This is a genomic window from Streptomyces sp. NPDC048590 (assembly GCF_043199535.1).
Lineage (GTDB): Bacteria > Actinomycetota > Actinomycetes > Streptomycetales > Streptomycetaceae > Streptomyces.
Genome location: NZ_JBICWC010000009.1, coordinates 1 through 23,691, shown reverse-complemented (window position 1 = coordinate 23,691; position 23,691 = coordinate 1). Strand labels below are relative to the sequence as shown.

The window sequence follows — 23,691 nt, the reverse complement described above, 5'->3', positions numbered from 1 at the left end:
CCGCAGTGAATCATGGGGGCTCCGGCCGCTCCGTGCTCCGGTTTTACGGCGCGCGGTCCGCGGGGAGGCGATCTGTGGGAACCCGACAGACGCGGCCCGGCGGCGCTGTCGGTGGCCGATTCCTTGGATCAGCTCTGGTACCGATAGGTTTTCGCTGTACCAGACCGCCAAGGAAAGGGTGATCCGTTGAGCCGCTCGGTTCTCGTCACCGGAGGAAACCGGGGCATCGGCCTCGCCATCGCCCGCGCCTTCGCCGACAACGGCGACCAGGTCGCCATCACCTACAGGTCGGGTGAGCCGCCCCAGGCGCTCACCGACGCGGGTGTGCTGGCGGTCCGGTGCGACATCACCGACGCCGAGCAGGTGGAGCAGGCCTACAAGGAGATCGAGGAGAAGCACGGTCCCGTGGAGGTGCTGGTCGCCAACGCCGGTATCACCAAGGACCAGTTGCTGATGCGGATGTCCGAGGAGGACTTCACGTCCGTACTCGACACCAACCTCACCGGCACCTTCCGCGTCGTCAAGCGGGCCAACCGCGCGATGCTGCGCGCCAAGAAGGGCCGTGTCGTCCTGATCTCCTCCGTCGTCGGCCTCCTCGGCTCGGCGGGCCAGGCCAACTACGCGGCGTCCAAGGCGGGCCTGGTCGGCTTCGCCCGGTCGCTCGCCCGCGAGCTCGGCTCGCGCAACATCACGTTCAACGTCGTCGCACCCGGCTTCGTCGACACCGACATGACCCAGGCGCTCACCGACGAGCAGCGCAAGGGCATCGTGTCGCAGGTGCCGCTCGGCCGCTACGCGCAGCCCGCCGAGATCGCGGCCGCGGTGCGCTTCCTCGCGTCGGACGACGCGTCGTACATCACTGGAGCCGTCATCCCCGTTGACGGCGGATTGGGCATGGGTCACTGATCACCATGAGCGGAATTCTCGACGGCAAGCGCATCCTCGTCACGGGTGTGCTGATGGAGTCCTCCATCGCTTTCCACGCCGCGAAGGTGGCCCAGGAGCAGGGCGCCGAGGTCATCCTGACGGCCTTCCCCCGGCCGACCCTGACCGAGCGGATCGCCAGGAAGCTCCCGAAGCCGGCCAAGGTCATCGAGCTCGACGTCACCAACACCGAGCACCTCGACCGGCTCGCCGGCCTCGTCCGCGACGAGCTCGGCTCGCTCGACGGGGTGGTCCACTCCATCGGTTTCGCCCCGCAGGACGCGCTCGGCGGCAACTTCCTCAACACCCCGTTCGAGTCGGTGTCCACCGCGATGCACGTCTCGGCGTTCTCGCTGAAGTCGCTCGCCATGGCCTGCAAGCCGCTGATGAGCGAGGGCGGCTCGATCGTCGGCCTCACCTTCGACGCGCAGTTCGCCTGGCCGCAGTACGACTGGATGGGTCCCGCCAAGGCGGCGCTGGAGGCGACCTCCCGCTACCTCGCCCGCGACCTCGGCCAGGACGGCATCCGCTGCAACCTGATCTCCGCCGGGCCGCTCGGTTCCATGGCCGCCAAGTCCATCCCGGGCTTCGACGGTCTCGCCGAGGTGTGGAACACGCGCGCCCCCATGAAGTGGGACATGACGGACCCGGAGCCGGCCGGACGCGGCATCGTCGCGCTGCTCTCCGACTTCTTCCCCCGGACCACGGGCGAGATCATCCACGTCGACAGCGGCGTGCACATGATGGGCGCCTGACACCGGCGTGAAGCGCGACGGCCGCGGACCCCACGGGGTGCGCGGCCGTCGCGCTTTTCCGGGTGCCTGACCGCTCGAGTCGAAAAGACGGCCGCCCCACCGCAGAATGTGGTGGAACCGGACTTTTGGTCAGGCTGTGGGGAGGAGATCGTTGTGCGCTCCACACGTCGCCGAACCTGGGCGCTGCTCGTAGCGGCGGCCGTCGTCGCGGGGCTCCTGGCCCCGGTGGCCGTCAGCGCGGCCAACCGGGCGGGCAGCCGTCCGGCGGCCCCCCGCACCCCCAAGCCCGAGCCCTCGGGCGCCGAGTGCCGTACGTCGGTCGAGGGGTCCACGGTGACCGCCTACTGCCACAACCCGTACCCCGCCACCGATGTCGTACGGCTCCACACCGAGTGCGCGCGCTGGTGGGACGTCGACGCGGACGGCGCCGCTGTCGCGGTGCAGCCCGGCCGCACCGTCAAGCTGGAGGACCGCTGCTGGAAAGAGGTCGGCCGGGCCTGGGTCAGCCACTCCGCGGCCGCCTGACCGTACGGATCCGAGGCCGCCCGCGGGTATCCGCCCCCGGAGCGGTCACCCAGGAGGTCAGACCGTCTCCCGCAGACAGGTCAGCGCGTGCGCCGCGGCCTCGGTCGCCGCCGTCTCCGCGTCACCCGCCCGGATCGCCTCGACGAGCCGAGCGTGGTCCATGAGTCCCTCCGGCCCCAGCTCCGGGCCCACGTCGTCCCGCAGGTAGTCGCGCAGCAGGTCGTTCAGGTCGGCGTAGAGCTCGGTCAGCACGTCGTTGTGGGAGGCCGCCACCACGGCGAGGTGCAGGGTCGCGTCGGCGGCCACGAAGGCCTCGGCGTCCCCGGAGGCCCACACCGCCTCCCGCCGCGCCATCAACGTGTCCAGCTGACGCAGGTCCCGGTCGGTGCGCCGCAGAGCCGCCAGCCTGGCCGCCGAGGACTCCAGCGTGGACCGCAGCTCGGCGACGTGCCGGGGATCGGCGTCCGCGAACCTGCGGTGCATCACCCCGGCCAGCTCGCTGGTGGCGACGACGTACGTGCCGGAACCCTGGCGGATGTCCAGCAGCCCGTTGTGGGCGAGGGCCCGCACCGCCTCCCGCACCGTGTTCCTGGCGACCCCGAGCTGTTCGACGAGCTCGGGCTCGGTCGGGATCCTCGAGCCGACCGGCCACTCGCCCGCCGTGATCTGGTTCCTCAGCTGGGCAATCACCTGGTCGGCGAGAGCCGAACGCCGCGTGGACGTCAGCGCCATGGTGCTCCTTGCTCGATGTCCGGAAGGGGATCGGTCCGGGAGGTGCGGGCCCGTCGGATCGTCTCCGATTGTCTCAGGGGCGGTCCGCCCCCGGGGAGGACCGCGGACGGAGTGGACAGTCAATCATCCCATGATTCTATGATGGACCCCATGCGTCACGACGAGACCCCGACCCTGAGCCCACCGTCCGCCGCCACCGGTGCCGAGGCCCCCGGCCGGACGGAGCAGGCGCCTTCCCCCTGGGTGCTGCGGATCGTCACCCTCGGCCTGGTTCTTGCCGCGCTCAACCTCCGGCCCGCCATCACCAGCCTCGGCCCCCTCCTCGAGGAGGTCCGGGACGGACTGCACATGAGCGGCAGCATCGCCGGCGTCCTCACCTCGGTGCCGCCGCTCTGCTTCGCGCTGTTCGGATTCGCGGCCCCCAGGCTCGCCCGCCGCTTCGGCCCCGCCGCCGTGGTCTGCGCCGGCATGGTGGCCATCGCGGCTGGGCTGCTGCTGCGCCCGTTCGTCGGCGGCACCGTGGGATTCCTCGCCGCCAGCGCCCTCGCGCTGATGGGCATCGCCGTCAGCAACGTCCTGATGCCCGTCATCGTCAAGCGCTGGTTCCCCGACCGGGTCGGCACCGTGACAGGCCTCTACTCCATGGCCCTGGCCCTCGGCACCGCCCTGGCGGCCGCGCTCACCGTGCCGGTGACCAACGCGCTGGGCGGCAGCTGGAGGACCGGGCTCGCCGTGTGGGCCGTCCTGGCCGTCGCCGCCGTCCTGCCCTGGATCCCGTTCGTCAGGGACCGCCGGGACGCCTCGGGGCCCGCCGCCGGCACCCCGGCCCCGCCCGCGCTGCGGATCACCCGTAGCCGTACGGCCTGGGCGCTCGCCTGCTTCTTCGGCCTCCAGGCGACGGCCGCCTACATCACCATGGGCTGGATGCCCCAGATCTTCCGTGACGCCGGCATCCCGGCGGGCACCGCGGGCGTGCTGCTGGCCGTCACCATGGCGATGGGCGTGCCCCTCGCCTTCGTCATCCCCCGGGTCGCCTCGCGGCTGCGCACCCAGGGCCCGATCGTCCTGGTCCTCAGCGGGTGCGGCCTGATCGGCTACGCCGGTCTCTGGGCGGCCCCCGCCGCGGGCGCGTGGCTCTGGGCGATCCTGCTGGGCGTCGCCAACTGCGCCTTCCCGCTCGCCCTCACCATGATCGGCATGCGTTCGCGCACCGGCCCGGGCGTGGTCAGGCTCTCCGCCTTCGCGCAGTCCACCGGCTACCTGCTCTCGATCCCGGGACCCCTGCTGGTGGGCGTGCTCTACCAGCACAGCGGCGGCTGGGGCATGCCGATCGCGCTCATGGCGGGCCTCCTCGTGCCCCAGACCGTCGCGGGAATGCTCGCGGGGAGGGCCCGGACGGTCGAGGACGAGTGCTGAGGTGCGACACTGTGCGCATGCCAGTGCTCGATCCGAATCCTCAGAACGGCCAGAAGAAGCTCCTCCTCGTCTTCGGGGCGATGCTTCTCATCTCCGTGGTCATCGGTGTGATCGCCACGATCGCCTCCCCCTGATCCGGCGCTCCCGCCCCGCGGGGTGGGGACAGCCCCCCATCCCCTAGGGGGCGGGGTTCAGGGTCCGGTGGGTGGTGCACCGGATGGGACCGCCGTCCGCCGGCCCGTAGCTTCGGTGTGACACAGCCGAGAACCCCGGAGGCGGACATGGCGGCCCGTACGAAGACCCGTACCCACGGCCCGGCCGCGGACGTGGTGGAGATCCGGCTGCCGTGGTGGGCCGTCGCCCTGCCCGCACTCGCCTTCGCCGCGCTGCTCCTGCTGATCGTTGAGCCCGGTCAGGCGCAAGCGGCCACCGGCGCCCCCGTGCTCGGCCGGCTGTTCGGGCACCTGCTGGGACTGCTGCCCGTCTGACGCCGCCAGGCACCCCGCGGCCCTCGTTCACCCTTGGCGGGCGAGCACCCCAACTCCCTGCGCCCGGAAGCGTCATTCGTGCGAAGCTGAGAGGTATGAGCGCCGATACACCTCGCAGGATCGTCCTACTCAGGCACGCAAAGGCGGAATGGTCGCAGGACTCCGACCACGAGCGGCCGCTGGCGGAACGAGGCAGGAAGGACGCCCCCGTCGCAGGCAGGAAACTGGCCGATTCGGGGATCGTCTTCGACCTGGCCCTGTGCTCGACGGCCACCCGGACCCGCGAGACCTGGAAGCTCGCGGTCCACGAGTTCGCACAGCGCCCCCGGACCGTGTACGAGGAGAGGCTGTACGAAGCCTCCCTGGGTGAGCTGATCGCCCTCTTCGACGAGACCCCCGACGAGGTGACCAATCTGCTGGTCATCGGCCACAACCCCGGTATGCATGCCGCCGCTGACGCGCTCTCCGGCGGAGTCGAGGGCGATGCGCTCGCCCGTATGACCAGGGACGGGTTCCCGACCGCCTCCTACGCGGTCGTCGAGTTCACCGGATCCTGGAAGAGCCTGGAGCACGGAGCGGGCAAGCTCGTCGAATACTGGACGCCGAACGACTGACCGTGACATGCCGAAGGGGCGCCCGCGCACGAGGTGTGCGGGCGCCCCTTCGGCGACGGAGGACCGGTCAGTCCACGAGACCGTCCGCGGCCTCGACCTCTTCACGGGTGATGCCGAGCAGATAGAGCACGGTGTCCAGGAACGGCACGTTCACCGCCGTGTGCGCGGCCTGGCGGACGACCGGCTTCGCGTTGAAGGCCACACCGAGCCCGGCGGTGTTCAGCATGTCCAGGTCGTTGGCGCCGTCCCCGATGGCCACCGTCTGCGCCAGCGGCACCCCGGCCTCCTCCGCGAAACGGCGCAGCAGCCGGGCCTTGCCCGCGCGGTCCACGATGTCACCCACGACCCGGCCGGTGAGCCGGCCGTCGACGACCTCCAAGGTGTTGGCCGAGGCGAAGTCCAGCCCCAGGCGCTCCTTGAGGTCGTCCGTGACCTGGGTGAAGCCCCCCGACACCACGCCCACTTGGTAGCCGAGCCGCTTCAGCGTCCGGATCAGCGTGCGCGCACCGGGGGTCAGCCTGACCTCGGCGCGCACCTTTTCCACCACCGAGACGTCGAGCCCGGCCAGCAGTGCCACCCGGGCGTGCAGGGACTGCTCGAAGTCGAGCTCGCCGCGCATCGCCTGCTCGGTCACCGCGGCCACCTCGGCCTCGCAGCCGGCGTGGGCCGCGAACAGCTCGATGACCTCGTCCTGGATGAGCGTCGAGTCCACGTCCATCACGACCAGGCGCTGCGCCCGGCGGCTCAGCCCTGCCGACACCACGGCGATGTCGACCCCGATGCCGGCCGCCTCGGTCGCCAGGGCGGTCCGCAGCTCCTCGGTGCCGGTTCCGGACACCGCGAACTCGACCGCGGTGACCGGGTACTTCGCGAGCCGGAAGATGCGGTCGATGTTGCCGCCGGTGGAGGTGATCATGGCCGCTATGGCCGCCGTGGACTCGGCGGTCAGCGGGTGACCCAGCACCGTCACATGCGAACGGCCGTAGCCGCGCGGGCGGTTGTCGCCCGTGCCCGAGATGATCTCGGCCTGCAGCTTGAGCGACTCCGCCCAGCTGTGCACGGTCGCCCGCAGGTCGCCCTCGGTCGTGCCGCCCGGCGCGGGGGAAGTCACCAGGGCGCACAGGACGATGCGGCCACGGGTGACGACCTGCTCGATGTCCACGACATCGACGGCGTAGGCGGCCAGGGTGTCGAAGAGTCCGGCGGTGATGCCCGGCCGGTCCTTCCCGAAGATCTTGACGAGAAGAGTGGGGGTGTCCGTGTCCCGGTCAGGCTCGTGGGGCTCGGGAGACCGGGGTGACCGAGGTGACTGGGGTGCGCTCATGGTGGTCCCACCGTATAGGGCCGGGTGGTGAGCTCCGAAGCCCGTCCCGAGTGGCGGACACCCGGGACCCGGACGCGCCCGGTGGCTCCCGGCCGGGCCGCCGGCGCCTCGGATGGGGCGGTCCGGCACCATTCCTCCCGAGTCCCCCGGGGGAATGCGGAGCCTGCGCGCGGTCTTCACGCCGCCCGGCTTTCCGTTACGGGACCGCTCCTGGAATAGTTCCCCACGATGTTCAGCATCCCTAGGCTCCCTGCGACGGGGGCGACTCGGGGGACGACTAGTGGGGCGCGGAGTGCCGGAACTCGTACTTGAATTGAATGGAAGGACCTGGGCCCTCGATCCGTCCAGGCCGTACACCCTCGGACGTGATCCGCAGGGCGACGTGACGATCGACGACGCCAGGGTGTCGTGGCGGCACGCCACGATCAGCTGGAACGGCCGCGGCTGGTCCATCGAGGACCACGGCAGCACGAACGGCACCTACGTACAGGGACAGCGTGTCCAGCAGGCGGAGCTCGCTCCCGGGACCTCGGTCCACCTGGGCAACGCCAACGACGGACCGCGGCTGAGCCTCACCGCCGCCGGTGTCGTCGGTGCGGCGCAGGGGCCGGGTGTACAGCAGGCGCCCGTACCTCCCGCGCAGCAGCAGCCGGGGGGCGGATGGCCCGGAGGCCCCGCCCAGCAGCAGGCCGCCGCTCCGCAGCAGGCGGCGTGGCAGCAGGCGCCGCAGGCTCAGCAGCCGCCGGTCCCGCACCAGCAGGGCCACGGCAACCCGCCGGCGGCGGGCAGGGCCGCGGGTGCGCCGCCGGTCTACGGCGACCGCAGCCCCACGACCTTCCACCAGCTGGACCTCGGCCGGGTCATGCGTATCGGCCGTGCGCTGGAGAACGAGCTCGTCGTCTCGGACCTCCAGGTCTCGCGTCTGCACGCGGAGTTCCGCGCCACCCCCGACGGCCGTTTCGAGATCAGGGACCTGGGCTCCCACAACGGCACGTACGTCAACGGCCAGCCGCTCAGCAAGTCCGGCTCCGCGCTCATCGGCCCGAACGACATCGTCGGCGTCGGCCACTCGACCTTCCGGCTGGTCGGCGACCGGCTGGAGGAGTTCGTCGACACCGGCGAGGTGTCCTTCTCCGCCCGCCACCTCACGGTGACGGTCGACGGGGGCAAGGACATCCTCAAGGACGTCTCCTTCGGCGTCCCCGAGAAGTCGCTGATCGCCGTCATCGGCCCGTCGGGCTCCGGCAAGTCCACCCTGCTGAAGGCGCTCACCGGCTACCGGCCGGCCAACCAGGGTGATGTCCTCTACGACAACCGGAACCTGTACAAGCAGTTCGCCGAGCTCCGCCAGCGCATCGGCCTGGTGCCGCAGGACGACATCCTGCACAAGGAACTCACGGTCACCAAGGCCCTCAAATACGCGGCCAAGCTGCGCTTCCCCGCGGACACCACGGAAGCCGAGCGCACCGCCCGGATCCACGAGGTCCTCGCCGAGCTCAAGCTCGACATCCACAAGGACAAGAAGGTCACCTCGCTCTCGGGAGGCCAGCGCAAGCGCGTCTCGGTCGCCCTCGAACTGCTGACCAAGCCGTCGCTGATCTTCCTGGACGAGCCGACCTCCGGCCTCGACCCGGGCATGGACCGCGACGTGATGCAGCTGCTGCGCGGTCTCGCCGACGACGGGCGCACCGTCCTTGTGGTCACGCACTCCGTGGCCGAGCTGGCCATCTGCGACAAGCTCCTGGTGATGGCTCCCGGCGGATCGGTCGCCTACTTCGGTCCGCCGGAGGAGGCGCTGAACTTCTTCGGCTACACCAGCTGGGCCGACGTCTTCTCGGCGTTCGAGAACTACCGCGACTACGACTGGGCGGGACGCTGGCGCGGCTCGCAGCACTACCAGATGTACGCCGCGGACATCGACGCCGTCGCCCCGCAGTCCGTCCACATGCCCTCGCCGCAGCAGATGCGCCCGCCGAAACCGTCCGGCTGGACGGCCCAGCTGTTCACGCTGATGCGCCGGTACATCTCGGTCATCGTCTCCGACAAGGGCTTCCTGGCCCTGATGGTGATCCTGCCCGCGGTACTCGGTGTCGTCAGCGTGGTGATCCCCGCGGAGTTCGGGCTCGCGGAGCCCGACCCGCCCTCCCGGTTCAACGGCAAGGCCGGAACGATCATGCTGATCATCGCGGTCGGCATGTGCTTCGCCGCCGCGGCCAACTCCGTACGTGAACTGATCAAGGAGCGGGTGATCTACGAGCGGGAACGGGCCACCGGACTCTCCCGTTCCGCCTATCTGCTGTCGAAGGTGATCGTCCTCGGCGTGATCACCGCCTTCCAGGGCGTGATCATCTGCGGGATCGGCTTCTCCACCCGCGAGCTGCCGGAGGAGGGCCTGTTCATGCCCCCCGCCGCGGAGATCTGCGTCTCGATCATCGTGCTGGGCTTCACCTCGATGATGGTCGGCCTGCTCATCTCGGCCCTGGTGAAGACCGCAGAGAAGACCATGCCGCTGCTGGTCATGTTCGCCATCGTCCAGGTGGTCTTCACCGGAGTGCTCTTCCAGGTCTACGGATCGCCGGGCCTGGAGCAGTTCGCCTGGCTGATGCCCTCGCGCTGGGCGGTCGCCGCGGCAGGCACCACCCTCGACCTCGCCCACCTCATGCCGCCGTGGGACCCGGAGAAGCCCACCGACCTCGACCCGCTCTGGGAGAGCTCGGCCGGTCAGTGGGGGATGGACATCGCCGTCCTGCTGCTCATGGGGATCGTCCTCTTCTGGGCGGTCTCCCGGATGCTGCGCCGCCATGAGCCCGAGGTCATGCGGAAGTAGTCACGCCGGAGCCGGAGCGGCTCCGGAAACGCCCGAGGGCGGCACCCCGTGGGGTGCCGCCCTTCGGCATGTGCCGGCCGGTCACGCGACGCTGCGGACCGGCGGGCCGGTTCTGCCCAGGCCTTGCTCGAGCGTGGCTCGGTTCGCGTCGGCTCAGTACGCGCTGTCGACGTTGTCGATCGAGCCGTACTTGTCCGCGGCGTAGTTCGCGGCAGCGGTGATGTTTGCGACCGGGTCGTACTGGTCGTGCTTGGTGCCGTTGACGTGGTAGAAGTCGAAGGTCGGCTTGATGACCTGCAGCAGGCCCTTGGACGGGACGCCGTTGATCGCGTTGATGTCCCAGTTGTTGATGGCGCGCGGGTTACCGCTGGACTCACGCATGATGTTGCGGTGCAGGCCCTCGTAGGTGCCGGGGATGTTCTTCTTGTGCATGATCGCGAGGGACTCGCGGATCCAGCCGTCGAGGTTGTTCGCGTAGACCGGCTTGCGGTCGGCGGCGCGGCTGGCCTTCTTGGCGGCGCGCTTCTTCGCCTCGGCCTTGGCCTTCTTCTTGGCGGCGGCCTTCTCGCTCTTGGCCTCGGCGACGGCCTTGGCCTTCGCCTCGGCCTTGGCGGCCGCCTTCTTCTCCGCGGCGGAGTCCTTGGCCTTGGCCTCGTCAGCGGCCTTGACCAGCTGCTTGGCGGTGGCGTTCTGCTCGATCGCGCCGGCCTGGAGGTTCTCGGCCTTCTTACCGGTGTAGGCCACCGGAGCGGCGGCCGAAGCGGCCTGCGGCTCGGTCGTCGTCGACCCGTCGTTCGGGACGAGCGAGAAGGCGACGCCGGCGGCGGCCAGGGTCGAAACACCCGCGAAGGTGAGCTTCTGGACCTTGTTCAGACGACGGCCACGGCTGGTGATGCGGGAGAAAGACATGCAGTCGTACCTCTTCGAATCGTGTTGTCCTCGGCGAGGACGCGGACGGAAGCGCCGGGGCGCATCTCCGTCGGGGACAACTCGATTCTTAGCTACCGCAAAACGCCGTGGCAAAGGTGTGACGTACGAAGCTGTTTAGTTTGCGTGGGCCCAGTTCATTCCCATTGTCCGTTTTGAACCCGGGCGTGATGCCCGTTTTGGTCAAACTATCCTTCTTCGTAAGTGACGTGGGCCCTATGCCTGGCCTCACACCGGGTCGCCTTCGCGTTCACGAATAGTTGCTTTCGCGATGCGGAGCGTAAGGGATTTTCCGGGCATCAGGGAAGCAGGAGGTGGGAATCCCCGAACTCGTGCCAGAGGTACCCGCCCGCCAGCGCCTCGCCGTACCCCCGCCGCAGCGCCTCCCGCCCCGCGATCGCCTCCAGCATCAGCAGATGCGAGGCCTCGGGCTCGTGCAGACCGGTCAGCAGTCCGTCCACCACCCGTACGCCCCGCCGGGGCGTCACCACCAGGTCCGTCCAGCCCGCCGCCGCGCGCACCACCCCGTCCCGGCCCGCCGCGGACTCCAGGGCCCGCACCGCCGTCGTGCCCACGGCGATCACCCGGCCGCCGTCCGCCCGCGCCGACCGGATCAGTGAAGCGGTGGCGGTCGGCACCTCGAAGCGCTCCGGACAGGGAGGCTCGTGCGCCTCGGGCGACGACACGCCCGTGTGCAGTGTCAGCGGCGCGAACCGCACCCCACGGCTCACCAACGCCGTCACCAGGTCCGCGGTGAACGGCCTCGCCGCGCTCGGCATCTCCGCGGACCCGCTCCCGTCGGGCGACGGCACGGCGAACACCGTGCGGTACGCCGACGCCGGCTGGTCCCGCTCGGTGTAGGCGTACCGGATCGGCCGCCCGTACCGGCTCAGCAGACCCGGCACGTCCCCCGGCACCCGCGCCCACCAGAGCCGTGCGCCCGCCGATCGATCCAGCGGCTCGTCCAGGACCAGCGCCTCACCGCCCGGGAGCCGCACCACCGCCCCGGCGGGACCGCCCGGGCGCGGCCGGGTGGTGCCCCTGCCGTCCGGCCGGCGCAGCTCCACCGCCCAGCGGCCGTCCCCGCCCCGTGTCGAGAAGTGCACGACGACCGGTTCACCGCCCAGACGGCCGTCGACCGCGGCCGCCAAGGTCGTCGACGTGTTCACCACCAGGACGTCCCCCGCCCGCAGCTCCCCGGGCAGATCCCGGAACCTCCGGTGCGAGACCTCGGTCCCCCGTGACACCAGCAGCCGTACGTCGTCCCGCCCGGCACCCCTCTGTTCCGCCGGCACGCGCGCCGACAGCTCCGGCGGGACCCGCAGCGCCTCCAGCGCGGTCACCGCTCCGCCCTCCGGCCCGCGCCCAGCAACGCCTCGGCCGTGTACCTGCCGCCGGCCGGGCGCTGATCCAGCAGCCGCAGGAAGGCGGGGACCACCGTGTCCGGGTCCGGCCTCGGGGCCGGGTCGTCGGGGACGGCCGCCGCGTAGAGGCCGGTCGCCATGTCGCCCGGGTCCACCGCCCACACCCGCAGCCCCGGCTCCTCCTGCGCCAGCACCGCCGCCAGCTGGTCCAGCGCGGCCTTGGAGGCCCCGTAACCTCCCCACGTCGCGTACGGCTCGACGGCCGCGTCCGAGCTGACCACCGCCACCGCCCCCGCCGCCGAGGCCCGCAGCAGCGGCAGAGCCTCCTGCACCAGAGCCAGCGCCGCGACGACGTTCGTCTCCAGCGCCTCCCGCAGTCCCGCCAGGGGCAGGACCTCCAGCCGTACGAGCGGTTCCGCGCCCAGGGCGCTGGCGTTGCTCACCAGGAGATCCAGCCCGCCCAGCCGGTCGGCGGCCGCCACCAGGGCCCGGCGGTGCGCCTGGTCCCTGACGTCACCGGCCACGGCGACCACCCGGGTCCCGTGACGGCGTCCCAGTTCCCCTGCCGTCGCCTCCAGCACCCCCTCCGACCTGGCGCCCAGCACCAGATCCCAGCCCCGGCCGGCCAGGGCGGCGCCCAGCGCACGCCCCAGCCCCTTGGATCCGCCCGTGATCACAGCTACCGGCATGACCGTCATCCCCTCGCTTCTCGTCCCGTTCCGACGGAGCCAACGTAGGAACGCGCCGCACGCGGACGCCTCGGCCATCGGCCGCAAATGCCCGGAGCACTTCGGCCTAGGGCCTGTCCGGCGGATCTTGTCGCGGGCGCGGGGTCTGGTGCGCCGACCTGCGGCGTTGTCGTCGGTTGCCAACGCTCCGCGTTTGCGCCCTCCTCCGCCTTGCATCTCGGCGCACCAGACCCCGCTCACCAGCACAGAAGCGCGCGGGCCACCTCACTGCGACCTGATCCGCCGGACAAGCCCTAAGCCCGACGCCCTACACCGGAGACCGTCCGAGGCCCGATACGGGGCCGCTCCCCCCGCCGGTACGGTGACCACATGAGTCATCGCCCACCGTCGGGCCTCGCCGCGGTCAGCGCCGCGCTGCTCGCCATGAGCCGGCACCTGGAGATGAGGGACGTCCTCAAGACGATCGTCGCCTCGGCGCGCGAACTCCTGGACGCCGAGTACGCGGCGCTCGGCGTACCGGACGATCACGGAGGCTTCGCGCAGTTCGTCGTGGACGGTGTCAGCGACGAGCAGTGGAAGGCCATCGGGCCGCTGCCCCGCCAGCACGGCATCCTCGCGGCGATGCTCCACGAGGCGAAGCCCCAGAGGCTCGCCGACGTCCGTGAGGACCCCCGCTTCGAGGGCTGGCCCGACGCCCACCCCGACATGTCCGACTTCCTCGGCCTGCCCGTCCAGGACGGCGACGAGACCATCGGGGCGCTCTTCCTCGCCAACAAGCGCTGTCCCAGGCCCCAGAAGGGCTGCGGCTTCACACAGGAGGACGAGGAACTCCTCGGGATCCTCGCCCAGCACGCGGCGATCGCCCTCACCAACGCCCGGCTCTACGAGCGCAGCCGCGAGCTCACGATCGCCGAGGAACGCTCACGGCTCGCCCACGAACTGCACGACGCCGTCAGCCAGAAGCTGTTCTCACTCCGGCTGACCGCCCAGGCGGCCGCAGCACTGGTGGACCGCGACCCGGTCCGGGCCAAGGGCGAACTCCAGCAGGTGGCCGCCCTGGCCGGGGAGGCGGTGGACGAGCTCCGCGCCGCCGTCGTCGAGCTGCGCCCCGCCGCGCTCGACGAGGACGGTCTGGTGGCCACGCTCCGCACCCAGATCCAGGTGCTGGACCGCGCCCACAGCGCGAGGGTCACCTTCGAGAGCACCGGCGTACGCGCCCTGCCCTCCGCCCAGGAGGAGGCGATGCTCCGGGTCGCCCAGGAAGCCCTGCACAACGCGCTGCGGCACTCCGGAGCCGGACAGGTCACCGTCACGCTCGGCAGGGACGCCGGCACCACGGTGCTGCGGATCACCGACGACGGCCGCGGTTTCGACACCCACGCGATCCGCCACGCCGGCCGCCATCTGGGCCTGGTCTCGATGCGGCACCGGGCCGGCAGCGTCGGCGGACGGCTCACCGTCGACTCGGAGCCCGGCGAGGGCACCACGATCCGGATGGAGGTCCCCTGTGGCTGACAAGATCATCAAAGTGCTGCTGGTCGACGACCACCAGGTGGTCCGACGAGGACTGCGCACCTTCCTGGAGATCCAGGACGACATAGAGGTCGTGGGGGAGGCGTCGGACGGGGCCGAGGGCGTGGCCAGGGCCGAGGAGCTGAAGCCCGACGTCGTCCTGATGGACATCAAGATGCCGGGCACCGACGGCATCGAGGCGCTGCGCACGCTCAGGGAGCTCGAGAACCCCGCCAGGGTGCTGATCGTCACGAGCTTCACCGAGCAGCGCACGGTCGTACCCGCGCTGCGGGCGGGCGCGTCCGGCTACGTGTACAAGGACGTGGACCCGGACGCGCTGGCCGGCGCCATCCGGTCGGTCCACGCCGGCCACGTCCTGCTCCAGCCCGAGGTCGCCGGAGCGCTGCTGGCCCTGGAGGACACGGGGACCGGCACGGGGCGGGGGAGCACCCTGACGGAGCGCGAGCGTGAGGTGCTGGGACTGATCGCCGACGGCCGCTCCAACCGGGAGATCGCCCGCGCGCTGGTGCTGTCGGAGAAGACGGTCAAGACGCACGTCTCGAACATCCTGATGAAGCTGGACCTCTCGGACCGGACCCAGGCCGCGCTCTGGGCGGTACGGCACGGCGCGGCCGGCTGACGGGTCCCTCCGCGGGAGTCAACGGGAGTCCGTACGCCCGCGCCCGGAGGAGCAAGCGGAGGGTTCCACTCCAGTACGAGATTCATACTGTCGGGTGGATGTCACCCGTCCGGCGTATCCCTCGGTCGCGTCGCGGCGTTCTCCTCACGTGCTGCGGCATTCGGCCGCGGCGACGCCCAGGAGGATCCAGAAGTGAAGAACCTGAAGAAGGCCGCAGCCGTCACCATGATCGCGGGCGGAATCATCGCCGCGGGTGCCGGAGCCGCCTCCGCCACGGGCCACGGCCACGGGGGCGCCGGCGCCCACGGCCAGGCCGCCGGCTCCCCGGGCGTCGTCTCGGGCAACCTCGTCCAGGTCCCGGTGAGCGTCCCGGTGAACGTGGTGGGCAACACGGTCAACGTGATCGGCCTGCTCAACCCGGCCTTCGGCAACTTCGGCCTGAACCACTGAGCCGAAGCGTCACGTCTGACCGCGTGGCGGGCCCGAACGGCCCGCCCCGCGGCGCGCTCGCACGCCGCTCACCGGGGGACGTCTACCGTCCCCGTTCCTCCACGTAGGCGTTGTACGCCGCGACCTGGGCCCGGCGGGCCACCCGCTCGACCGGCCGCAGAGCCTCACCCCGCGCGGCGATCTCGGAGGCGCTCACCGCGCCGCCGTGACCGTTCTCATGGGCCACCGACACCAGCAGCCCCACCCTCTGAGCCAGCTCGAGCACCCGGACCGCACGCGGGGGATATCCCGGAGCCAGTACCTCGCGCCCCCGTTCCACCCGCGCCCGGTAGGCGTCCACCGCGGCCTCCGCGACCGGACCCGACCCGGCGACGTCCAGTCGGGACAGCACGGCGGTGGCGTCCCGCAGCGCCTCGGCGAGTTCCCGCTCCGCCTCGCCCAGCGACGGCACATCGGCCGGCGGTGCCTCCCGCACCGGCAGGCAGTGCCAGACCACCTCGACGTGGAGATCCCCGGCGGGGCCCACCTCGCTCACCTCCGGCACCAGCCCGTACGGCGCACCGCACGTGACCACCGCCTCCTCGGCCTCCAGCGCCCTGGCGTTGAAGTCCGGAGGCCCGCTGAGCCCCAGCGGATGCCCGGGCACCGGCAGCGCGACCCGGAAACCGGTGGCACCCAGCCCCCTCAGCCTCCCGAGCGCGAAGGTCAGCCCGACCGGCCCCGTCTCACCCGGCAGCCCCTCGACCCGGTGCACCGCGTCCTCGCCGACGATCGCGAGCGCCACGTCGTCCGGGGACACAAGTCCGGCCAAAAGTGCGTTTCCCCATGCGGCGAGCCGCCCTGAGCGTGGTTCCGAAAGCATGGGTACAGCCTAGGCAACGGCCCCAGGGCCTGAGCACTCCCCGGGTGGCGTAGGTTTTCCCTGGGAGCTGTGCCCACAGGCACGCGACGATCTCGACACTGTATGGGGAGACAACGCGCCATGAGCGATGTACTGGAGCTGGTGGACGTATCCGTGGTCCGCGACGGACGCGCTCTGGTGGACGACGTCTCATGGTCGGTCAAGGAGGGGGAGCGCTGGGTCATCCTCGGCCCGAACGGCGCCGGCAAGACCACCCTCCTCAACATCGCGTCCAGCTACCTCTTCCCGAGCACCGGCACGGCCAAGGTCCTCGGCGAGCAGCTCGGCGGGGTCGGCACCGACGTCTTCGAGCTCCGCCCCCGCATCGGCATCGCCGGCGTGGCCATGGCCGAAAAGCTGCCCCGGCGCCAGACCGTGCTCCAGACGGTCCTCACCGCCGCGTACGGCATGACCGCCACCTGGCACGAGGACTACGAGGCCGTCGACGAGGAGCGGGCCCGTGCCTTCCTCGACCGCCTCGGCATGACCGAGTACCTCGACCGGAAGTTCGGCACGCTCTCCGAGGGCGAGCGCAAGCGCACCCTCATCGCCCGCGCCATGATGACCGACCCGGAGCTCCTCCTCCTCGACGAGCCGGCCGCGGGCCTCGACCTCGGCGGGCGCGAGGACCTGGTCCGCCGCCTCGGCAGGCTGGCGCGCGACCCGTACGCCCCCTCCATGGTCATGGTCACCCACCACGTCGAGGAGATCGCACCCGGCTTCACCCACGTCCTGATGATCCGTCAGGGCAAGGTACTCGCCGCGGGACCCATGGAGACCGAGCTCAGCTCCCGGAATCTCTCCCTCTGCTTCGGCCTCCCCCTCGTGGTCGAGCACCACGGCGACCGCTACACCGCCCGGGGCCTGCCCCTCGGCCAGTAGGCGCACCACAGCCAACCTCCTCCGCGCCCTGTCGGGGAGGGTGTCCACGGTCCTACGATGACGCTGTGGACATCGACGCGTGGGTGTGGTGGCTGATCGTCGCGGTGGGGCTGGGCATCCCCCTCGTCCTGACCGCGATGCCCGAGTTCGGGATGTTCGCCGTGGGGGCGGTGGCGGCGGCCGTCGTCGCGGCCCTCGGAGGCGGCATCGTGGCCCAGGTTCTGGTGTTCGTGGTGGTGTCCGTCGCCCTGATCGCCGTCGTGCGCCCGATCGCGGCCCGGCAGCGGGCCGGCCGGGCGACGCACGCCAGCGGCATCGACGCACTGAAAGGCCGTCAGGCCGTCGTCCTGGAACAGGTGGACGGCAGCGGAGGACGTATCAAGCTCGCCGGAGAGGTGTGGTCGGCCCGCTCGCTCGACGCCGACCAGACCTTCGAACCAGGCCGGCAGGTGGACGTCGTGGACATCGACGGTGCAACGGCCGTCGTCATGTAGCGAACCGGTCACACGGCGGGCCCCGGTCTGCCAAACTCGAAGTCGATCATCATGAGACCGCAACCGTCGTAAAAGACGCGGACCTCATGACCGTTCGACCTCGATCACCGCGATCCGTCGGCAACCGAAGGGCACGAGGCACACGATGCAACCGATCATCATCGTCCTGATCATTCTGGTGGTGCTCGTCTTCATCGCCCTGATCAAGACGATCCAGGTCATCCCGCAGGCCAGTGCCGCCATCGTCGAGCGCTTCGGCCGCTACACCCGCACGCTCAACGCCGGGCTGAACATCGTCGTCCCGTTCATCGACTCGATCCGCAACCGGATCGACCTCCGCGAACAGGTCGTCCCCTTCCCGCCCCAGCCGGTGATCACCCAGGACAACCTCGTCGTCAACATCGACACCGTCATCTACTACCAGGTGACCGACGCCAGGGCCGCCACCTACGAAGTGGCCAGCTACATCCAGGCGATCGAGCAGCTCACCGTCACCACCCTCCGCAACATCATCGGCGGCATGGACCTCGAAAGGACCCTGACCTCCCGCGAGGAGATCAACGCCGCGCTGCGCGGAGTGCTCGACGAGGCCACCGGCAAGTGGGGCATCCGCGTCAACCGGGTCGAACTCAAGGCGATCGAACCGCCCACCTCCATCCAGGACTCGATGGAGAAGCAGATGCGCGCCGACCGCGACAAGCGCGCCGCCATCCTCACCGCGGAGGGCATCCGGCAGTCGGCGATCCTCACGGCCGAGGGTGAGAAGCAGTCCGCCATCCTCAGGGCCGAGGGTGAGGCGAAGGCGTCCGCCCTGCGCGCCGAGGGCGAGGCACAGGCCATCCGTACGGTCTTCGAGTCCATCCACGCCGGGGACCCGGACCAGAAGCTGCTCTCCTACCAGTACCTCCAGATGCTGCCCAAGATCGCCGAGGGCGACGCCAACAAGCTCTGGATCGTGCCGAGCGAGATCGGCGACGCCCTCAAGGGCCTCAGCGGGGCGTTCGGCAACCTCGGCGGCGGCGCACCCGGCTTCAACACGGGCACGGAACAGCACAGGGAGGCGCCGCCCGCACAACGCAGGGAGGCGCCCCCCGTCGAGTGACCGGAGAGCACCTTCGTGCATGATCGGTGAGGCCCCTCGACCTCCATGGCGGGGAGGCACCACTGACCAGCGAAGGAACTGGCCTTGTCCATCTGGGAAATGCTCGCGGTGTTCGCGGCGGGGATCGGCGCCGGCACGATCAACACCATCGTGGGGTCCGGCACGTTGATCACCTTCCCCGTGCTCCTGGCCACCGGACTGCCACCGGTCACAGCCACCGTCTCCAACGCCCTGGGCCTCATTCCCGGATCCGTCAGCGGGGCCATCGGCTACCGGGAGGAACTGGCCGGCCAGCGCCGCCGGACGCTGAAACTCAGCGTCGGGGCGCTCATCGGAGGACTCACCGGCGCGACCCTCCTGCTCGCCCTGCCGTCGACGGCCTTCGAGACGATCGTCCCCGTACTGGTGGCACTCGCCCTCGTCCTCGTCATCCTGCAGCCCCGTATCAGCAGGGCCGTCCAGCGCCGCCGTGAACGGACCGGCGGCCCCACCCGCCCCGACGGCGGACCGCTGCTCTTCACCGGCCTGATGCTCGCCAGCGTCTACGGCGGCTACTTCACCGCGGCCCAGGGGATCATCTACCTCTCCCTGATGGGCATGCTGCTCGACGACACCATGCAGCGCCTCAACGCCGTCAAGAACGTCCTTGCCGCAGTGGTCAACAGCGTTGCCGCGCTCTTCTTCCTCTTCGTCGCCGACTTCGACTGGACGGCGGTCGTTCTCATCGCGGTGGGTTCCGCGATCGGCGGCCAGATCGGCGCGAAGGTCGGCCGCCGCCTCAGTCCGAAGCTCCTGCGCGGCCTGATCGTGGTCGTCGGCACCGCGGCCATCGTGCAACTGCTGCTGCGCTGAACGACATGAGCCCGTCCCCAGGCGAGGGACGGGCTCGTACGGGCCGGTCTCACGCAGCCGTGCGCGCCAGCCACTCGGGAAGTGCGGACCGGTCACCGGCACCCAGCGCCAGCAGCATCGCGTCGGCCGGCGAGGGCACGAACGGCTGACGCAGCAGCGGCATCCCCGCCTCCTCCGGAGTCCGCGCGGCCTTGCGGTGGTTGTCCTCGGCACACGAGGCCACGGTGTTCAGCCAGGTGTCCTGGCCGCCCTGGGCACGCGGCACCACGTGGTCGACGGTGCTGGCCCTCCGCCCGCAGTAGGCACACCGGTGCTGGTCCCGTATGAGCACACCCCTTCTGGACCACGGAGCGTGTCTTCGGAACGGCACCCGCACGTACCTGCAGAGTCTGATCACCTGGGGTACCGGCAGATCCACGGCGGCACCTCGCATGCGAAGGGCGGGATGCGACTGCTCGACGACGGCCTTGTCCTGCAGGATCAGAACGACCGCACGGTTGAGCGTCACCGTCGACAGCGGCTCGAAGCTCGCGTTGAGTACAAGTGTGTCGCGCATCCTGTCCACCTCCCGTGTGCCGCCCGTCGGTCGGCGGGCCCGGGATCAACTCTGTCCGGGAGAGCCGTGACGGACAACGCAATAAAAAGTGCCCTGCCCTGATCTCTCCAAGACCAGGGCAGGGCAAACAGGAGGCGAACCTTCAGCTTTCGGGGGCCGCGTACTCCCCGATCAGCTGGGCGCGTCCCAGCGTGTGGAAACGCAGGTTGAACCCGACGGCCGCGGGCGGGGTGTCGCTGTCCGGTCCGAGCTTCTCGGTGTCCACCGCGTACACGGTGAAGACATAGCGGTGGTTCTCACCGGCCGGCGGTGCGGCACCGCCGAACTCCTTCGCCCCGTAGTCGTTGCGGGCCTGGACCGAGCCCGCGGGGAGCCCTTCGAACGCCCCGCTGCCCGCGCCTGCCGGGAGCTCCGTCACGGATGCCGGGATGTCGAACAGCACCCAATGCCAGAACCCGCTGCCCGTCGGGGCATCCGGGTCGAAGCACGTCACCGCGAAGCTCTTCGTCTCCGCGGGGAAACCCTCCCACCGCAGCTGCGGTGAGGTGTTCCCCGCGGCGTAGACCTGGTCGTCCGACAGCACCGCTCCCGGAGAGAGGTCCTTGCTCACCACGGTGAACGCGGGAACCTCGGGATGGAAGTCATGAGGAAGCGGCGCCCTCTTCGGCTCGGTCACGTCTCGCACCTCTCCTTGTCGGTCGGCATGTGTCTCTACCCACCGACCCTAAGGGCTGTCAGAGCCAGTTGCGCTGGCCGCCGACCTGCGCGAGCCACTGATTCAGGTAAGCGGCCCAGTCGGTGCTCTGGTAGTCGTTGAGACCGACCTTGAACGCGCGGTAGGAATCGCTGCCCTCGCTGAAGAGGCCCGGCTTCTTGTCCATCTCCAGGACGACGTCCATCTCCCGGTCGTCCGCGACGAAGGTCAGCTCGACCTGGTTGAGCCCCCGGTACTGCTGCGGCGGGAAGAATTCGATCTCCTGGTAGAACGGCAGCCGCTGCCGGGTGCCGCGGATGTGGCCACGCTCCATGTCCGCGCTGCGGAAGCCGAAGCCGAGCTGCCCGAAGGCGTCCAGGATGGCCTGCTGTGCGGGGAGCGGGTGCACGTTGATCGGGTCCAGGTCACCGGAGTCCAGGGCCCGGGCGATCTCCAGCTCCGTCGTCACCCCGATGTTCATGCCGCGCAGGTGCTGCCCCGCGAACATGGTGATCGGCGTCTCCCACGGAATCTCCAGGCCGAACGGCACGACGTGCACCGCGCCCGCCTCCACCTCGAACGCCCCACCGAGACGCATCTTGGTGAACTCGATGTCCTGCTTGGTCTCCTGGTCCCCGCCCTCGACCTCGACCCGCGCCTGCAGGCCGACCGAGAGTCCCTCGATCTGCTGGGACACGGATCCGCCCTGGATCCGCACCTCGCCCTGGACGACCCCACCGGGGACGACGTTGAGTTCGGTCAGCTCGGTCTCGACCGAAGCACCGCCGGCACCCATGCTCGCGAGCAGCCGCTTGAAGCCCATGTTTTCCTCCTTGGTCCTGACCCCTACATACGCGCCACGACCGTAACCGGTTCCCGGCGCCGCCGTCCGCCCGGTCCCTCGGGGGCACGGGAAGCAAGGAACTCCGCGCACCGGCGGCCGAATCGGTCAGCATGGACGACGTGAACCTCGCTGACCTTGCTGAAGACGTCGCTCCCAGGCTGCTCGGTGCCATCCTCACCCACGAGACCCCCGAGGGAACGGTGAGCGTCGCCATCACGGAGACAGAGGCGTACTCCGGTGCCGCCGACCCCGCCTCCCACGCCTACCGGGGGAGGACGGCGCGCAACGCCGTCATGTTCGGACCCGCGGGACACCTGTACGTCTACCGGTCCCACGGCCTGCACTGGTGCGCCAACATCGTCACCGGGACGGACGGCGTCGCGTCCGCCGTCCTCATCAGGGCGGGCAGAGTCCTGGAAGGCGAGGATCTGGCACGCGTGCGTAGAGGGGACAGGGCCGAGGGCCCGCGTCTCGCACGAGGGCCGGGCAACCTCTGCCGGGCTCTCGGCATCACGGCGGAGCAGAACGGCACGGACGTACTGACAGGTGCCCGGGTCAAGCTGTCCGAGGGAGAGCCGGTGGCCCCCGCGCTCATCCGGGCCGGTCCCCGGGTGGGCGTGAGCAGAGCCCACGACTGGCAGCACCGCTTCTACATCGCGAAGGATCCGACGGTCTCGGCCTACCGGCTGAGCCCGAGAGCCGAGCCGCCCACAGGAGGCTGAGTCGCCGGCCGTGAGACGCTCCCGGGGGGCTTGGCGGGACGGTCGGTCTCCGCTTGACTTCGGCCCATGGCGGTTGACGACTGTTTCGCGCATCCACGACTCGCCGCGATCTACGACCACCTCGAACCGGACCGAGGTGACCTGGACGCGTACGTACGCCTGGTGGACGAATTCGGGGCGCGGAGAGTACTGGACATCGGCTGCGGCACGGGGGTGTTCGCACTTCGCCTGGCCGGACGCGGGCTCGACGTCATCGGCGTCGACCCCGCCCGGGCCTCGATCGACGTCGCTCGCGCGAAACGAGGCTCCGAACGGGTGCGCTGGATCAATGGTGAGGCGACGGACCTACCGCCCCTGCGTGCCGATCTGGCGACGATGACCGGCAACGTCGCCCAGGCCATCACCGAACCGTCCGCCTGGCGGGGGACGCTGCGAGCAGTCCACGCGGCACTGCGACCCGGCCGGCGTCTGGCGTTCGAGTCCCGCGACCCGGCCGCACGTGCGTGGGAGGAGTGGACTCCTGGGAACTCCTACCGTGAGACGCGGATCCCGGGTGTAGGAGTGGTCGAAAGCTGGGTCGAGCTGGTCGAGGCGAGTCTGCCCCTGGTGACATTCCGCCGGACCTACAGGTTCGCCGTCGACGGCCAGGTGCTGACATCGGATTCGACCCTGCGGTTCCGCGAGCGGGAGGAGATCGAGCAGGATCTGGTGTCGCACGGCTATCTGGTGGACGACATCCGCGATGCTCCCGACCGGCCGGGCATGGAGTTCGTTCTTCTGGCGAGGCGCCCGTGAGCCGCCGGGGAGCAGGACTACGACGCCCTGTGGTTCTCGGCCAGGCAAGACATCGAATCAGCCAAACGAACGACTTGCTCTGCGGCCCGCCGCCGGCATTGGCCTCGTGCGGAGCGGTGTCCAAGTGATCCTGGACGGCGGTTCGGGATCACCCCGGGGTGAGGCGTCATCACCCTGCCCCACCAGGAACGGGGTGGTGGTCGCACAGGAGAGCGCGGACAGGGGTCACGCCGGTCCTTCCGCCCCTCGGCCGGCTCTCCGTCACCGCTGACGGTGGCGGAGAGCCCCGGCGCCTCGCCGCGACGCAACTTGACTCGCCCCCGCCGTTTCCCTAACGTAGTCCGAGCCGCTTGAACGGAAGCAGTTGCTGGTGTGGTCCATCGGACCGGACCGAAGCACCGTGAGAGGGCCAACCACTACCTACGATTCACCCCTGGCGGGTGCATTTTCGGCATGCCGAAATCGCCTCGATCGACTCGATTATGAGTCGCAGCGGAAATCAGCTAAAGTAGTGACCACGCCGAAAGGGAAACGCGAAAGCGAAGAACTGGAAAGCGAATCAGCAAGAACCCGCTTCGGCCGGGAATCGGACACGAAAGAGTCTGATAGAGTCGGAAACGCAAGAACGAAGGGAAGCGCCCGGAGGGCCCCGGTGAAACGGG

General features: G+C 70.3%; 26 protein-coding genes. 17 read left to right on the top strand and 9 right to left on the bottom strand.

Translation table 11 applies throughout. The features are described 5' to 3' along the window. Positions 1–186 precede the first annotated feature (186 nt). From fabG to ACGFNN_RS25080, 3 genes are all read left to right on the top strand, one after another. Entirely contained in the window at positions 187–906 is a 720-nt protein-coding gene (gene fabG / locus ACGFNN_RS25090) for a 3-oxoacyl-[acyl-carrier-protein] reductase (protein ID WP_362542511.1), read from the top strand. A 5-nt stretch (positions 907–911) separates the two neighbouring features. Next, complete coding sequence (gene fabI, locus ACGFNN_RS25085) at positions 912–1,679, top strand: enoyl-ACP reductase FabI (RefSeq protein ID WP_362542508.1); 768 nt, start codon at positions 912–914, stop codon at positions 1,677–1,679. Positions 1,680–1,832: 153 nt separating this feature from the next. Further along, positions 1,833–2,204 (top strand): hypothetical protein, encoded by a 372-nt coding sequence (locus ACGFNN_RS25080; protein WP_362673551.1) that lies wholly within the window; start codon positions 1,833–1,835, stop codon positions 2,202–2,204. 57 nt (positions 2,205–2,261) lie between these two features. On the opposite strand, the gene ACGFNN_RS25075 is transcribed toward ACGFNN_RS25080, so the two are convergent. After that, positions 2,262–2,936: a FadR/GntR family transcriptional regulator gene (locus ACGFNN_RS25075; protein WP_362542502.1), complete on the bottom strand. Its 675-nt coding sequence runs from the start codon at positions 2,934–2,936 to the stop codon at positions 2,262–2,264. Positions 2,937–3,086: 150 nt separating this feature from the next. Here ACGFNN_RS25075 and ACGFNN_RS25070 point away from each other — a divergent pair, with 150 nt between their 5' ends. From ACGFNN_RS25070 to ACGFNN_RS25055, 4 genes are all read left to right on the top strand, one after another. Then, a complete protein-coding gene (locus tag ACGFNN_RS25070) occupies positions 3,087–4,352 on the top strand; it encodes a CynX/NimT family MFS transporter (RefSeq protein ID WP_393559148.1) in 1,266 nt (421 codons plus the stop codon). Between the two features lie 17 nt (positions 4,353–4,369). After that, positions 4,370–4,486: an SGM_5486 family transporter-associated protein gene (locus ACGFNN_RS25065; RefSeq protein ID WP_362542496.1), complete on the top strand. Its 117-nt coding sequence runs from the start codon at positions 4,370–4,372 to the stop codon at positions 4,484–4,486. A gap of 147 nt (positions 4,487–4,633) precedes the next feature. Continuing rightward, positions 4,634–4,840 carry a hypothetical protein gene (locus ACGFNN_RS25060; protein ID WP_393559600.1) on the top strand — a complete coding sequence of 69 codons (207 nt, stop codon included), beginning with the start codon at positions 4,634–4,636 and terminating at the stop codon, positions 4,838–4,840. Positions 4,841–4,935: 95 nt separating this feature from the next. Next, positions 4,936–5,454, top strand: coding sequence for a SixA phosphatase family protein (locus ACGFNN_RS25055; protein ID WP_393559146.1), 519 nt, complete (start codon positions 4,936–4,938; stop codon positions 5,452–5,454). Between the two features lie 67 nt (positions 5,455–5,521). On the opposite strand, the gene serB is transcribed toward ACGFNN_RS25055, so the two are convergent. Next, the gene (serB, locus tag ACGFNN_RS25050; protein WP_362542490.1) at positions 5,522–6,778 is read right to left on the bottom strand and encodes a phosphoserine phosphatase SerB; all 1,257 of its coding nucleotides are present in this window, start codon (positions 6,776–6,778) and stop codon (positions 5,522–5,524) included. A gap of 280 nt (positions 6,779–7,058) precedes the next feature. Between serB and ACGFNN_RS25045 the strand changes: the two genes are divergently transcribed. Further along, positions 7,059–9,605, top strand: coding sequence for an FHA domain-containing protein (locus ACGFNN_RS25045; protein ID WP_393559144.1), 2,547 nt, complete (start codon positions 7,059–7,061; stop codon positions 9,603–9,605). Positions 9,606–9,758: 153 nt separating this feature from the next. On the opposite strand, the gene ACGFNN_RS25040 is transcribed toward ACGFNN_RS25045, so the two are convergent. From ACGFNN_RS25040 to ACGFNN_RS25030, 3 genes are all read right to left on the bottom strand, one after another. After that, positions 9,759–10,514 (bottom strand): transglycosylase SLT domain-containing protein, encoded by a 756-nt coding sequence (locus tag ACGFNN_RS25040; protein ID WP_393559142.1) that lies wholly within the window; start codon positions 10,512–10,514, stop codon positions 9,759–9,761. 317 nt (positions 10,515–10,831) lie between these two features. Beyond that, on the bottom strand, positions 10,832–11,875 hold the full coding sequence (locus ACGFNN_RS25035; protein WP_393559140.1) for an S-adenosylmethionine:tRNA ribosyltransferase-isomerase: 1,044 nt from the start codon (positions 11,873–11,875) through the stop codon (positions 10,832–10,834). Then, complete coding sequence (locus ACGFNN_RS25030; RefSeq protein WP_393559138.1) at positions 11,872–12,585, bottom strand: SDR family NAD(P)-dependent oxidoreductase; 714 nt, start codon at positions 12,583–12,585, stop codon at positions 11,872–11,874. The genes ACGFNN_RS25035 and ACGFNN_RS25030 overlap by 4 nt, the downstream gene beginning before the upstream one ends. 369 nt (positions 12,586–12,954) lie before the next feature. Here ACGFNN_RS25030 and ACGFNN_RS25025 point away from each other — a divergent pair, with 369 nt between their 5' ends. From ACGFNN_RS25025 to ACGFNN_RS25015, 3 genes are all read left to right on the top strand, one after another. Beyond that, entirely contained in the window at positions 12,955–14,100 is a 1,146-nt protein-coding gene (locus ACGFNN_RS25025) for a GAF domain-containing sensor histidine kinase (protein ID WP_393559136.1), read from the top strand. Beyond that, a complete protein-coding gene (locus ACGFNN_RS25020; protein ID WP_362542473.1) occupies positions 14,093–14,737 on the top strand; it encodes a response regulator transcription factor in 645 nt (214 codons plus the stop codon). Before ACGFNN_RS25025 ends, ACGFNN_RS25020 begins: the two co-directional genes overlap by 8 nt. 192 nt (positions 14,738–14,929) lie before the next feature. After that, complete coding sequence (locus ACGFNN_RS25015; protein WP_362542470.1) at positions 14,930–15,187, top strand: chaplin family protein; 258 nt, start codon at positions 14,930–14,932, stop codon at positions 15,185–15,187. Positions 15,188–15,269: 82 nt separating this feature from the next. On the opposite strand, the gene ACGFNN_RS25010 is transcribed toward ACGFNN_RS25015, so the two are convergent. Then, positions 15,270–16,049 (bottom strand): hypothetical protein, encoded by a 780-nt coding sequence (locus tag ACGFNN_RS25010; protein WP_362542467.1) that lies wholly within the window; start codon positions 16,047–16,049, stop codon positions 15,270–15,272. A 120-nt stretch (positions 16,050–16,169) separates the two neighbouring features. Here ACGFNN_RS25010 and ACGFNN_RS25005 point away from each other — a divergent pair, with 120 nt between their 5' ends. From ACGFNN_RS25005 to ACGFNN_RS24990, 4 genes are all read left to right on the top strand, one after another. Continuing rightward, positions 16,170–16,970 carry an ABC transporter ATP-binding protein gene (locus ACGFNN_RS25005; protein ID WP_393559133.1) on the top strand — a complete coding sequence of 267 codons (801 nt, stop codon included), beginning with the start codon at positions 16,170–16,172 and terminating at the stop codon, positions 16,968–16,970. A gap of 65 nt (positions 16,971–17,035) precedes the next feature. After that, positions 17,036–17,464, top strand: coding sequence for an NfeD family protein (locus ACGFNN_RS25000; protein ID WP_362673531.1), 429 nt, complete (start codon positions 17,036–17,038; stop codon positions 17,462–17,464). A gap of 145 nt (positions 17,465–17,609) precedes the next feature. Beyond that, entirely contained in the window at positions 17,610–18,566 is a 957-nt protein-coding gene (locus tag ACGFNN_RS24995) for an SPFH domain-containing protein (protein ID WP_362542458.1), read from the top strand. A gap of 84 nt (positions 18,567–18,650) precedes the next feature. Next, positions 18,651–19,418 carry a sulfite exporter TauE/SafE family protein gene (locus ACGFNN_RS24990; protein WP_365527506.1) on the top strand — a complete coding sequence of 256 codons (768 nt, stop codon included), beginning with the start codon at positions 18,651–18,653 and terminating at the stop codon, positions 19,416–19,418. Between the two features lie 49 nt (positions 19,419–19,467). On the opposite strand, the gene ACGFNN_RS24985 is transcribed toward ACGFNN_RS24990, so the two are convergent. The 3 genes from ACGFNN_RS24985 to ACGFNN_RS24975 form a co-directional block, all read right to left on the bottom strand. Next, positions 19,468–19,974 (bottom strand): HNH endonuclease, encoded by a 507-nt coding sequence (locus ACGFNN_RS24985; RefSeq protein ID WP_362542452.1) that lies wholly within the window; start codon positions 19,972–19,974, stop codon positions 19,468–19,470. Positions 19,975–20,116: 142 nt separating this feature from the next. Beyond that, on the bottom strand, positions 20,117–20,650 hold the full coding sequence (locus ACGFNN_RS24980; protein WP_393559130.1) for a YbhB/YbcL family Raf kinase inhibitor-like protein: 534 nt from the start codon (positions 20,648–20,650) through the stop codon (positions 20,117–20,119). 58 nt (positions 20,651–20,708) lie between these two features. After that, on the bottom strand, positions 20,709–21,491 hold the full coding sequence (locus ACGFNN_RS24975; RefSeq protein ID WP_362542444.1) for a sporulation protein: 783 nt from the start codon (positions 21,489–21,491) through the stop codon (positions 20,709–20,711). Between the two features lie 140 nt (positions 21,492–21,631). Here ACGFNN_RS24975 and ACGFNN_RS24970 point away from each other — a divergent pair, with 140 nt between their 5' ends. Both ACGFNN_RS24970 and ACGFNN_RS24965 read left to right on the top strand, forming a co-directional pair. Beyond that, positions 21,632–22,234, top strand: coding sequence for a DNA-3-methyladenine glycosylase (locus ACGFNN_RS24970; protein ID WP_393559128.1), 603 nt, complete (start codon positions 21,632–21,634; stop codon positions 22,232–22,234). Positions 22,235–22,300: 66 nt separating this feature from the next. Further along, positions 22,301–23,029 (top strand): class I SAM-dependent methyltransferase, encoded by a 729-nt coding sequence (locus ACGFNN_RS24965; RefSeq protein WP_393559126.1) that lies wholly within the window; start codon positions 22,301–22,303, stop codon positions 23,027–23,029. Positions 23,030–23,691 lie beyond the last annotated feature (662 nt).